Origin of the sequence: Clostridium subterminale, from assembly GCF_039521425.1 — a bacterium.
GTDB lineage: Bacteria > Bacillota > Clostridia > Clostridiales > Clostridiaceae > Clostridium_J > Clostridium_J subterminale.
On sequence record NZ_BAAACI010000005.1, the window covers coordinates 62395 to 74384 of the forward strand.

Genomic DNA, 11990 nt, shown 5'->3' on the forward strand with positions numbered 1-11990 from the left:
TATAATTTAAATAAGAGTTATAGTATTTTTCAATATAGATTAAAGTGCTTATAAGTTATTTAAAATTTATATTAAAATATAATAATGAATATTAAAGTTTAGGAGATAAATAATAGTAGTACTATTAAAAGACAACATAATAAAATAGCTAGGAGGAGAAAGATGAATTATAATTTAGGAAAAATATATCATGGATTTAAGTTAAATAGAGAAGAAAAGGTTGAGGAAATAAATTCTATAGCTAGAGTTTTTATTCATGAAAAAACCGGAGCGAAGTTATTGCATCTGGAAAATGATGATTCTAACAAAGTATTTGCAATAGGTTTTAAAACACCGCCGAGTGATGATACTGGAGTTGCTCATATATTAGAGCACAGTGTACTATGTGGTTCACGCAAGTTTCCTACAAAAGAGCCTTTTGTAGAACTTATAAAGGGTTCATTAAATACATTTTTAAATGCTATGACTTTTAGTGATAAAACTATATATCCACTAGCAAGTAAAAATGAAAAGGACTTTTTGAATTTAATGGATGTATATTTAGATGCAGTTTTTTATCCTAATATATATAATACTAAGGAAATTTTAATGCAAGAGGGTTGGCATTATGAATTAGAAAATGATGAAGATGAGCTAACTTATAAGGGTGTAGTTTATAATGAAATGAAAGGCGCATTTTCATCACCAGATGGAATGTTAATGAGAGGTATTCAAAAATCATTATTCGAACATAATACCTATGGATTTGAATCAGGTGGAGATCCAGAGTTTATACCAGATTTAACTGAAGAAGAGTTTTTAGGGTTTCATAGCAAATATTATCATCCATCCAATAGTTATATATTCTTATATGGTGATGGAAACTTAGATGAGAGGTTAGCATTTATTAATGATAATTATTTAAGTAACTTTGAAAAAAAGGATATTGACGCTGAAATATTACCAGAGAAATCCTTTAAAGAAATGAAAGAAGTTGTTACTGAATACTCTATTTCTAATGAAGATAATGAAAATGAAAAAACATTTATGGCATTAAATTTTGTTACTGGAGAATGTACTAATGATGAACTATATATTAGTTTAAGTATTTTAGAATATCTATTATTAGAAACTCAAGGAGCTCCATTAAAACAAGCAATAATTGATGCTAATCTAGGAAAAGATGTATATGGAAGCTTTGATAATGGAATTTTACAACCGGTATTTAGTATAGTTCTTAAGAATAGTGATGAAAGTAAGAAAGAAGAATTTAAGAATGTGGTATTTGATACATTAAAATCTTTAGTTAAAAATGGAATTGATAAAAAACTTATAGAGGCATGTATCAATATTACAGAATTTAAGTTAAGAGAAGCGGATTTTCAGGGAATGCCTAAAGGCTTATTCTATTATATGACAGCTATGGATAGTTGGCTACATGATGGAGATCCTTTAATTCATTTAAAATATGAAAAGAACATGGAAAAAATAAAAAAGGCCCTAACTTCAAATTATTTTGAACAGTTAATTGAAAAATATATATTAACCAATAAACATAGCTCATTATTAGTATTAGTTCCTAAAAAAGGTTTATCTGATGAAAAAGAGAAAAAACTAAAAGATGGATTAAAGGCGTATAAAGAAAACCTCTCCTTAGAGGAAATACAAGATATAATTAATGAAACAAAATCATTAATAAATAGACAGAATACCCCTGATCCAGATGACATATTAGAAACTATACCAGTATTATCTATAGATGATATAGATGAAGAAGTTGAAGAATTAGATATTATAGAAGAAGATGCGTCTGGAGTGAAGCTACTTCATCATGATGCATTTACGAGTAAAATTGCTTACTTAGATTTTATGTTTGATAGTAGAACCATAGCACAAGAAGACATTTCATACATAAGTCTATTAACCACACTATTAGGAAAAATTAATACTAAAACCTATAGTTATGTAGATTTATCAAATGAGATACTAATTAATACAGGAGGGGTATATTTTAAAAATGAAGTATATGGTGACAGTAAAGATATCCTTAAATATAGTTCTTATCTTGAAGGGCATTGTAGTGTAGTAGTAGATAGAGTGCCAAGGGCTTTAGAAATATTGTCAGATATAATTAAGAATACCTCCTTTGAAGATAAGAAGAGAATAAGAGAACTGATAAGAGTACTGATATCAAGAATAGAAATGAGGCTTATGGATAGAGGACATCAAGTTGCAACTACAAGGTTAGGAGCTTATTTTTCTCCTGCTTATGCCTATATAGAAAAGACTTCAGGATATGAGTATTATAAGTTCTTAAAGGAGATAGAAAATAATTTTGATGATAGAATAGATAGCGTTATTCTAAAATTGGAATCTATAATGAAGAAGGTATTTAATAAAAATAGTTTAATAGTAACGATAACAGGTAAAGATGAAGAAGTTGATGCTGTAAAGAAGAATATATCTAAGATATTAGAAGTATTATCTGATGAAGAATTACAATTTAATAAGTATAGTTTCTATGAAGAAAATAAAAATGAAGGAATGCTTACTCCATCTAATGTTCAATATGTAGCAAAAGGATATAACTATAAAAAATTAGGATATGAATATACAGGAAAGTTATTAGTACTAAAGACTATAATTGGTATGGATTATCTATGGAATAAAGTTAGAGTACAGGGCGGAGCTTATGGAGCCTTTGCTAATATAGTAAGAAGTGGGAACTTAATGTTTGCAAGTTATAGAGACCCTAATATAAAAGAGACCTTAAAGACTTACGATAATGCTGCTAACTACTTAGATAATTTTACAACCACAAACAGAGAAATGCTAAAATATATCATAGGAACTATAAGTGAATTAGATATGCCATTAACTCCATCCATGGCAGGAGATGCGGCAGCTAGTTACTATATAAGAAGAATTTCTAAGGCAGATAGACAACAAGAAAGAAAAGAAGTATTATCAACTACAGTTAAAGATATTAGTAACTTCTCAAAATTAGTAGCAGATGTTATGAATATGAATTATATAGTAGTACTCGGTAATAATGGTAAAATTAAGGAAAATAAAGACGTATTTAAAAACTTAGAAAATGTGTTTAACTAAGGGGGGAGAAATTTAATCAGAGTTATAATTTGTTTATGAATTCTGACTAAAATTAATTATGATAAATAATAGTATATATGAAGAAGGAGAGATTACTCTAGAAGATACAATAGGAGAAATGCTAGTTAATAGAGGTTTAACCATTTCTACTGCAGAATCCTGTACAGGTGGAATGGTTTCATCGCGATTAATTAATTATCCCGGTATATCAAAAAGTTTACTTGAAGGAGTAGTGACCTATAGTAATGAAGCTAAGCTCAATAGAATTAATGTAAAAAGGGATACTCTTGAGAAATTTGGAGCTGTTAGTCATCAGGTAGCAGCCCAAATGGCTGAAGGAATAGCAAAGACGTCAGGGGCTGATATAGGAATATCAACTACGGGAGTAGCAGGTCCAGGAGGAGGAACTGCTGAGAAGCCAGTAGGAAGAGTATATATAGGACTATATTATAAAGGTAAAGTTACTACAAAAGAATTAAATCTTTCTGGAGATAGACAAAAAATAAGAGAGCAAGCTACAATAAGTATTTTAGATATGCTAAGACAAGAATTATTAAATGCTAAATTTATATAAAAAGTAAAGCACCCCATATAAGTAAGGGTGCTTTACTTTTTATGTTTATGCTTATTTTTGTTAGCCGTATTATTTACAATAGAAGCTAAATCTGTACCAAGTAAGTTGTTAATATTTATATATCCATTACCTTGTTTATATTTTTTATCATTTATCAAAATTGAATTTATTTTCAATAAGGTATATATATCATCAAAGGTAAAATCGTTGTTTATTTCAAATAATAGTGCACAAATACCTACTATAAAAGCACAGGATATAGAAGTTCCACTACGAATAGTATAGGGGGATGCAAGAGGTGTTGGATATATCCTTTCACCATCTCTCTCAGATATATAGTTACAGTCAGTGTTTAAAGAGATAATATCATCACTGGCAGCCACAAAGTCAGGTTTTTTTAATGTTTTATTAGAGCCACAACAGGAATAGTCACTTATTCTATAAGTAGAATCTGTATCTATGCCACCTATAGTAAGTACCTTATCAGATAGAGCTATACCTCTTATAGTATCTTCTTTATCTTCATTATTACCAGCAGGTACAACTATTATTATGTTTTTATTTCTAAACATAGTAAAAATTTTGTCATACAGAGATAGAATAAACTTATTTAAAGTTATTATCTCAAAAGGTGCACATATTATCTTTATATTAAATTCATCAATATTATTATATAAACATTCTAAAGCAAATAAAGTAGCCGAAATATATCCTTTACCAAGCTTATTAAAGGCCTTCACCATAACTAAGTGGCTATCAATAGCAATTCCACGTTGTTTTGCTTTTTTATTAGTACCTTCTCCACATATTAATCCAGAAATAAAAGTCCCATGACCATTGTCATCATAAGGGTATGTTGAACCATTAATTACATCAATAAACTTTTTTACTTTGTTTGATGGGGTCGATAAATCTATGTGGGGATATACGCCACTATCAATTATACCAATGCCTATGCCTTTACCAGAGATATCCCTATTTTTTAACATTTCAAATCTTTTATTATCTAAAAAAATTCCATTGGCATGAAGTATATTTTTGTTGCATAAAAATGCTATGTCGTCAATACATATATATTTGACTTCAGGAAGCTCTATAATTCTTTTAATAGATTTTTTGTTAGCAAGTACACATAAACAATGTAAGGATTTAATATTATATAAAATTTCACCCTTTGATGATTTAATTTTTTTCTCTATTGAATTTTTGATGGTACCATATTTTATTATAATTCTATATCTATTATATATATCATTATCTATCATATATTTAAGATTAGGGTCAAGTTTTTTATTAAAAAGCATAAAATACTCCTTATATACTCATTACACTTATTAGTATATGTAAACTAAAAATATTTGTTAAAGGTTTTAGAAAGTATAAAAATTAAAAGCTAAGACTGGAAGTTTTTACGTTCCAGTCTTAGCTTTTAAAACTTTTTAAGTTTTATTATAAATTGTATATGTTCTTACACATAGAGTAAAAAGCTCTGGCAATAGGGGTAAGCGTTCTTTTAGAACTTACTATTAAGAAGAGATCTCTTCTTAAGTCTACATTTTCTACTCGACTTATACGCATGTCACCACTAATAAATCCATCATCACATAGACTTTTACTAATAATAGAAATTCCTAATCCTAGATTGATAAGTTTAAGTTGAGCATGGACACTATTTACCTCACAAAGAACTTTTAATTTCTTAGGGTCTATCTTATTAGCATGAAGCTGAGCTTCTAAAGTATGTCGAGTGGCAGATTCTTTTTCTCTTATTATAAAAGGATATTTTACTAAATCATCAATAGAAATAGTCTCAGGTAAATTTAATTTAGGATTAGAAACAATAACAAGTTCATCATCCATTATCTTATAACTATTTATTTTAGAATTATCTATGATTGTACCAACTAAACCAATTTCACATTTTAGATCTATGATATCTTTAATTATAGATACAGAACCTTGTTCTTTAATGTTAAATTTAACATTTGAATAGAGTTCACTAAACTTTGAAACAAGTGTAGGTAGTAAGGAATTACAAGGAGTAGTACTAGCAGCAATGTTTAAAACACCAGTAATATTATTATTGAAGTTAGATAGATCGGTGATAGCATTATTCCTTAAATTTATAATATCATTAGCATATTGTAGAAAAGATTCTCCTACAGGTGTAAGATTAACTTCCTTAGATGTTCTATCAAATAATTGAATATTAAGTTCTTTTTCTAAACTAGAAATATGAGAACTTATAGTAGGTTGAGATAGGTAAATAGCATTTGCAGCCTTAGAAAAACTTCTAAGTTTAGAAACTGTAATAAATGCTTCTAATTGTTTAAAATCCATAGTCTACCCCCTATTAAAAATAATTTGAGATTCAATATCTCGATTTATTTGAAAAAAAGTTTTTTGTTTATGAAGTGCTAAAACTCCTTACGAAAAAATAGAAAAGATAGAAGCTATCCTTTCCATTTAAAAATTATAATTCCAGCTATCATTATGACAACACCAATGCATTCGCGCATTCCATATCCAGCTTCATTAGTACCAAACCAACCAAAATGATTGATAAGTGCAGCTGCAATAAGTTGGGCAATAAGAATAGTTGCTACAGCTATAGCTGGACCGAGACTAGACATACCTTTGATTACGGTAAAGGTAATAACAGTGCCTAATACACCAGCTAGAAGATAGATCTTGTTAGCATCTTTTAAATTTCTAAAGGTACCGTCACCAGCAAAGAATAATACTACAAGTGCAGTTACAAGTGCAATAGCCTGAGTTAATACTGTAGTTTCCCATAGTCCAATTTTTTTTGAGAGTTCTGTATTAAATACACCTTGAACGCTCATAGTTACCCCTGCAATTATCGAGAAAATTATACCCCACATAAAGTTTTTCACCATCCTTTTAAAGATAGCTTACCCGAATGTGTATATAATTATTAAAAATTTAAGGGGTACATCTCTGCTTAATTTTATCAAGTATAAAATTTGAATGGTAGAAAAAAATTTATTTATAATATTAAAATTCCTTTAAATCATAACTTTTAACTAAGGTATCTCGCCTATTATTAAGTTGTTTCCAAATTTCGATTTTATTTATCTTAGCGAGATTAAATAGATTTGTTTTATCTTTAGTTTCATCTAAGGTAAATAAATTGTTTGAATAAGCTTTTCTAATTGCGTTATTAGCATTAGAAATAGGCATATTAAAGTAGGATAGTGTTGAGAAATCTTTAACACTTATGCCATGAGTATTAAACATGTCAAACATACTTCTAGATATCTTATTTATGTACCCTTTATCTTTAACTTTTAAATTTACAGTATTAGATGTATCGTTAATGAAAATATCATTATCAATTCCAACTTTAAATTTTTTATAAGGAGATAAAATTTTTGAGATTATCTCATCTAATTTATCAAGCTCTGCATTAGAAACAGAACCCAGAGGAATGTACAAATTAGATATGTTTTTATATAACTTATATTTCTTGTTTAAAAATTTTTGGATAGATATAATGTCATCAACAGATTTATCATCTACCAATGCAACTAAATAATATTTCATTTTTTCCTCCCGTATGTAGATTTTTATTATAAAGTATTATATCATTATAAAATACTTTAACGCTACAATTAACAGTATTATAACATATAATAATAGGTTATAATAGACATATAATAGTTAATTATATTTTTAACTATTATATCAATATAAGAATTAAATATAAAAATTACACGTATAAATTTAAAATTTTTATTAAAATATACGAACATTGTGATATAATTATAATTATGAGATTTTAACAATAAAAAATTAAGTTTAATTGACATAGATATAGATAGACATGGAATTAAGTTAACATATGTAAAGTATGGACATTATATAAATAGTGAGGATGATACCTATATGGAAAAATTAGTTATAAATGGATATAATCCATTGTTTGGAAATGTAAATATTAATGGCGCAAAAAATGCAGCTGTAGCAATTCTACCAGCAGCAATTTTAGCATCTAAGGGAGTTTGCACAATAGAGAATGTTCCTAATATAGAAGATATAAATTGTTTGGAAATTATTTTAAAATATTTAGGATGTAAAGTACAATCAAGCTGTAATTCAATTAAAATTGATAGCACAAATATAGTAACAACCAATGCTACAATCCCAGAAGTAAGGAATATGAGAGCATCATATTACTTATTAGGATCACTATTATCTAGATTTAAGAAAGCTAGAGTAGAGCTTCCAGGGGGATGCCCTATTGGAGATAGACCAATAGACCAACATATCAAAGGATTTGAAGCTTTAGGAGCTACTGTTACAATAGAACATGGTGCAGTAAATCTTGTTGCAGAAAAATTAGTTGGAACAACTATATATTTTGATGTAGTTAGTGTAGGGGCTACTATAAATATTATGCTTGCAGCGGTTCTTGCAGAAGGTACTACAGTTTTGGAGAATGCAGCAAAGGAACCACATGTAGTAGACGTGGCCAACTTCTTAAATACTATGGGAGCTAATGTAAAGGGTGCTGGAACTGATGTAATAAAGATTACTGGAGTAGATGAACTTTCAGGATGTAATTATTCAGTTATACCAGATCAAATTGAAGCTGGAACTTTTATGATAGCAACAGCAGCTTGTGGTGGAGATGTTACATTAAATAATGTAATACCAAAACACTTAGAGTCTATTTCAGCAAAACTTGTAGAAATGGGAGTAGAAATTATAGAAGATGATGATAAAGTTATAGTTAGAAGTGGAAGTAACCTTAAAGGTGTAAACATAAAGACTTTACCATATCCAGGATTTCCAACAGATGTACAACAGCCAATGAGTACTCTTTTAACTATGGCTCAAGGTAGAAGCATTGTAAATGAAAGCATATATGAATCAAGATTTAAACATATAGATGAGTTAAAGAAAATGGGTGCCAACGTTAAAATAGAAGGTAGAATAGCTATCATAGATGGCGTTGAAAATTTGTCTGGAGCTAATGTTAAAGCCACAGATTTAAGAGCTGGTGCAGCTCTGGTTATTGCAGGTCTTGCAGCTAAAGGAAAAACTGAAGTTGAAGGCATTGAACATATAGATAGAGGATATTTGTATATAGAAGAAAAATTTAAAGCTTTAGGTGCAGATATTAAAAGAGTAACTATATAATTTTTATGTTCATTTTAGATATTAGATTGAGGAGATAATTATGAAATTTTGCCCATTATTTAGTGGTAGCAGTGGGAATAGTATATTTGTATCAGAAAATAACAGTAACATTCTAGTGGATGTTGGAATGCCAGGTAAAGCTATCGATAAAGAATTGGGGGACATAGATATAGATCCTAATTCTATAGATGGTATATTTATTACTCATGAACATTCAGATCATATTAAAGGGGCTGGAGTATTTTCAAGGAAATATGATATTCCGATATATGCACCAAGTCTCACTTGGGAAGCTATGGAAGGAAAAATTGGGAGTATTAAGGAAAAAAACATAAAAATAATAGATGGTAAATTTACTGAAATTAAGGATTTAACCATAGAGAATTTTCCTACACCTCACGATGCAGCGTCTCCTAGAGGTTATAGAATACATGGTTTAAAAAAATCATGTTGTATAGCTACTGATTTAGGTCATTTTTCAATAGAAGTAAGAATGGCATTAGAAAATAGTGATATGATTTTAATAGAAAGTAATCATGATATAGAAATGGTTAAATTTGGACCATACCCATATCCATTAAAACAAAGAATATTAAGTGCTAGAGGGCATTTATCCAATGAAGATTGTGGTAAAGCTATAGTAGATATTTTAAAAGGAAATCATAAAACTATATATTTAGGTCATCTTAGTAAAACAAACAATTATCCAGAGCTTGCGTATGAAACTGTAGCAAGTGTATTAAGAGAAAATAATATTAGCGTAGAAAAAGATGTAGAATTAAAGATGTGTAATAGAGATAGACACAGTGTATTATCAGAAATATAAACAGAGTTCTTAGCTTCTTTGAAGCTCTAGAAATCATTATCCAGGGACGTAGCCACTCTTTACTCCCACTTTGAAGAAGATGGTAGTATTAGAGTGTGTAGTCATCGGATAAAAAGCTTAGTTAGTAATAGGAGGTGTAGAATGAAAAAGAAGACCTTTAGTTTAGTATTAACAATAGTAGTAATTGTAATAGCATTAATTGTAGGTGGAGTTTATCTTGCGAAAACTATGAGTATAAAGAAAGATAAGGCAAGTATATTAAGTAAAGAAAAACTTGAAAATACTAAAGGAGCTACAGCGGATGATGGCTATATTGATATAACCTTATATTTTGGGGGAGATACTGGAAAGTCTGAACTTATAAAGGAAGAGAGACTAATTAATAGTGAAGATTTAATCGGTGAGATGATTATGCAAGAACTCATCAAAGGACCAGCTAAAGTTAGTGAAAAAAGCAAACCGATTTTACCAAAGGAAACAAGACTTTTAAGCTTTTCTATTAAGGATGGTATAGCAAATATTAATTTAAGTCCAGAGGCTATCTTTAAGATGTCTGAAGTTCAAGAAGAAACAATACTTAAATCTATATCAAACTCTTTGAGTCAGTTAAAATCTGTGAGTAAAATAATGATTACAGTAGATAATCAAGGTGTTGAAAGTTTAGGTGGAAACTATAATATATCAAAACCATTTACCAAGGATGAAATAGTTACTTTAAAAATACAGAAATAAGATATTATTGAAAGATAAATAAAAATTTATTATAATTAATAAGATAGATAAACAAATTTTGTTATAAAGAAGGAGAAAATAACATGAGCATATATAGCAATTGGACAAATTATGTTGTAGAGTTTGTAAAGGAAAATGGAGAACCTGCATTTTGGAGAGAGTATGCAAAGGTTGAAAAATCAATATATACCAAAGCATTAGCAATTGATGGCGGTGTTATTAGTGGAAAGTTCTCTGAACTAGTTAAAGAATTTGACGTTAATGAAATTTACTTTATGGGATTCCTAGATGGAATAAATGAAAGTATAGATAAAGAATTAGATCTTGAAGCTATAGAAAGTGATTCAGAAGTTAGTTTCAAAATAGATTATGAAAAATTATACTTCAATATGCTTGATTCTAAAGCAGATTATCTTTATACATTATCACAGTGGGATAGAATATTCTCACCAGAAAAAAGAAAAGAGATACAAAAAGCGTGGAGAGAATCAAAAACTGTAATAAATGAAGTTAAAATTGGTAGAAATGATGCATGTCCTTGTGGTAGCGGTAAAAAGTACAAGAAATGTTGCGGAAAATAATATAAACATTAGCCCTAGTGAAGCTTTTATTCATTAGGGTTTTTATTTATGTATTGTTGTAGGATATTCTATATATGGCTATAATATAATTAATTATATTATAAATTTACAGGGGGATTGTTTATGGATAAAAATATGAAATGGCTAAAGGAAAGTAGAGTTAATACTACAATTAATTCACTTAAGAAGAATGGTATGAATGGTTGTTTAGTAAATAGTCATGAAGAGCTAATTGAGAAAATTAATGAACTCACTAATGATGGGGATACTGTAAGTTGTGGTGGTTCAATGAGCCTATTTGAAACTGGAGTTATTGATTATTTAAGAAGTGGTAAATACAATTTCCTAGATAGGTATGAGGAAGGTTTAAGTAAAGATGATTTGAAAAAATTATATAGAGACACGTTCTCTGCTGATGTATATTTTACTAGTACTAATGCAATTACAGAAAAAGGAGAGCTATACAATGTTGATGGCAATGGAAATAGAGTAGCAGCTATGTTATACGGTCCAGATAAAGTTATAATTATAGCTGGAGTAAATAAAATTGTAACGAATATTGAAGAGGCCATTAAGAGAAATGAAAGAGTATCAGCACCTGCAAACTGCAAAAGATTAAATAGAGCAACTCCTTGTGTAAAAGTAGGCCATTGTATGGATTGTTATAGCGAAGAGAGAATTTGTAATGAGTATACTGTAATAAAAAGACAGGGAAATAAGAATAGAATACATGTAATTTTCTTAAATGAGGAATTAGGATACTAAAAGTTAAATATAGATATTAGAGTAGAGTTTATGATATATCATAAACTCTTTTTTTACAATTCTACGATATTTCATGAAAACTTAAGAAAAATTAAGAGAATGAAAGCTTATCTATTTATATATACTAATAGCAATATTGAATAAATTGAAATTTGATGTAATATATTATTAGATAATGATTGTTAAATAACAAACGTTATCATGAGAATATAATTAAGGAACTTTCACAATATAATATAAGAATAAATTTTATTAA

At 28.6% G+C, this 11990-nt stretch carries 11 protein-coding genes; 7 read left to right on the top strand and 4 right to left on the bottom strand.

From position 1 onward, the window contains the following. Positions 1-162 precede the first annotated feature (162 nt). Together ABDZ93_RS07865 and ABDZ93_RS07870 are read left to right on the top strand one after the other, a co-directional pair. The gene (locus ABDZ93_RS07865) at positions 163-3090 is read left to right on the top strand and encodes an insulinase family protein (RefSeq protein ID WP_343825263.1); all 2928 of its coding nucleotides are present in this window, start codon (positions 163-165) and stop codon (positions 3088-3090) included. A gap of 58 nt (positions 3091-3148) precedes the next feature. After that, complete coding sequence (locus tag ABDZ93_RS07870) at positions 3149-3664, top strand: nicotinamide-nucleotide amidohydrolase family protein (protein ID WP_425544763.1); 516 nt, start codon at positions 3149-3151, stop codon at positions 3662-3664. A 32-nt stretch (positions 3665-3696) separates the two neighbouring features. Here ABDZ93_RS07870 and ABDZ93_RS07875 read toward each other — a convergent pair whose 3' ends face one another. From ABDZ93_RS07875 to ABDZ93_RS07890, 4 genes are all read right to left on the bottom strand, one after another. Further along, positions 3697-4968, bottom strand: a complete 1272-nt coding sequence (locus tag ABDZ93_RS07875) for a S8 family serine peptidase (RefSeq protein WP_343825265.1) — start codon at positions 4966-4968, stop codon at positions 3697-3699. A gap of 145 nt (positions 4969-5113) precedes the next feature. Continuing rightward, positions 5114-6004: a selenium metabolism-associated LysR family transcriptional regulator gene (locus ABDZ93_RS07880; RefSeq protein ID WP_343825267.1), complete on the bottom strand. Its 891-nt coding sequence runs from the start codon at positions 6002-6004 to the stop codon at positions 5114-5116. A gap of 113 nt (positions 6005-6117) precedes the next feature. Further along, complete coding sequence (locus ABDZ93_RS07885) at positions 6118-6549, bottom strand: DMT family transporter (protein ID WP_343825655.1); 432 nt, start codon at positions 6547-6549, stop codon at positions 6118-6120. Positions 6550-6682: 133 nt separating this feature from the next. Then, positions 6683-7231, bottom strand: a complete 549-nt coding sequence (locus ABDZ93_RS07890; RefSeq protein ID WP_343825268.1) for a hypothetical protein — start codon at positions 7229-7231, stop codon at positions 6683-6685. A gap of 342 nt (positions 7232-7573) precedes the next feature. On the opposite strand from ABDZ93_RS07890, the gene ABDZ93_RS07895 reads away from it, so the two are divergent. The 5 genes from ABDZ93_RS07895 to ABDZ93_RS07915 all read left to right on the top strand — a co-directional run bounded on the left by ABDZ93_RS07895 (position 7574) and on the right by ABDZ93_RS07915 (position 11734). After that, positions 7574-8830, top strand: a complete 1257-nt coding sequence (locus tag ABDZ93_RS07895; protein ID WP_343825269.1) for a UDP-N-acetylglucosamine 1-carboxyvinyltransferase — start codon at positions 7574-7576, stop codon at positions 8828-8830. A 40-nt stretch (positions 8831-8870) separates the two neighbouring features. Beyond that, entirely contained in the window at positions 8871-9656 is a 786-nt protein-coding gene (locus ABDZ93_RS07900) for an MBL fold metallo-hydrolase (RefSeq protein WP_343825271.1), read from the top strand. Between the two features lie 141 nt (positions 9657-9797). Further along, positions 9798-10388 carry a GerMN domain-containing protein gene (locus ABDZ93_RS07905; protein ID WP_343825273.1) on the top strand — a complete coding sequence of 197 codons (591 nt, stop codon included), beginning with the start codon at positions 9798-9800 and terminating at the stop codon, positions 10386-10388. An 83-nt stretch (positions 10389-10471) separates the two neighbouring features. Further along, positions 10472-10969, top strand: coding sequence for an SEC-C metal-binding domain-containing protein (locus tag ABDZ93_RS07910; RefSeq protein WP_343825275.1), 498 nt, complete (start codon positions 10472-10474; stop codon positions 10967-10969). A 123-nt stretch (positions 10970-11092) separates the two neighbouring features. Further along, positions 11093-11734 carry a lactate utilization protein gene (locus ABDZ93_RS07915; protein WP_343825277.1) on the top strand — a complete coding sequence of 214 codons (642 nt, stop codon included), beginning with the start codon at positions 11093-11095 and terminating at the stop codon, positions 11732-11734. Positions 11735-11990 lie beyond the last annotated feature (256 nt).

Bases quoted from the DNA above. Each gene is read 5' to 3' on its own strand.
- ABDZ93_RS07865 (WP_343825263.1), top strand. From the start codon at position 163: ATGAATTATAATTTAGGAAAAATATATCATGGATTTAAGTTAAATAGA.
- ABDZ93_RS07905 (WP_343825273.1), top strand. From the start codon at position 9,798: ATGAAAAAGAAGACCTTTAGTTTAGTATTAACAATAGTAGTAATTGTA.
- ABDZ93_RS07875 (WP_343825265.1), bottom strand. From the start codon at position 4,968: ATGCTTTTTAATAAAAAACTTGACCCTAATCTTAAATATATGATAGAT.
- ABDZ93_RS07910 (WP_343825275.1), top strand. From the start codon at position 10,472: ATGAGCATATATAGCAATTGGACAAATTATGTTGTAGAGTTTGTAAAG.
- ABDZ93_RS07885 (WP_343825655.1), bottom strand. From the start codon at position 6,549: ATGTGGGGTATAATTTTCTCGATAATTGCAGGGGTAACTATGAGCGTT.
- ABDZ93_RS07915 (WP_343825277.1), top strand. From the start codon at position 11,093: ATGGATAAAAATATGAAATGGCTAAAGGAAAGTAGAGTTAATACTACA.
- ABDZ93_RS07880 (WP_343825267.1), bottom strand. From the start codon at position 6,004: ATGGATTTTAAACAATTAGAAGCATTTATTACAGTTTCTAAACTTAGA.
- ABDZ93_RS07895 (WP_343825269.1), top strand. From the start codon at position 7,574: ATGGAAAAATTAGTTATAAATGGATATAATCCATTGTTTGGAAATGTA.
- ABDZ93_RS07890 (WP_343825268.1), bottom strand. From the start codon at position 7,231: ATGAAATATTATTTAGTTGCATTGGTAGATGATAAATCTGTTGATGAC.
- ABDZ93_RS07870 (WP_425544763.1), top strand. From the start codon at position 3,149: ATGATAAATAATAGTATATATGAAGAAGGAGAGATTACTCTAGAAGAT.
- ABDZ93_RS07900 (WP_343825271.1), top strand. From the start codon at position 8,871: ATGAAATTTTGCCCATTATTTAGTGGTAGCAGTGGGAATAGTATATTT.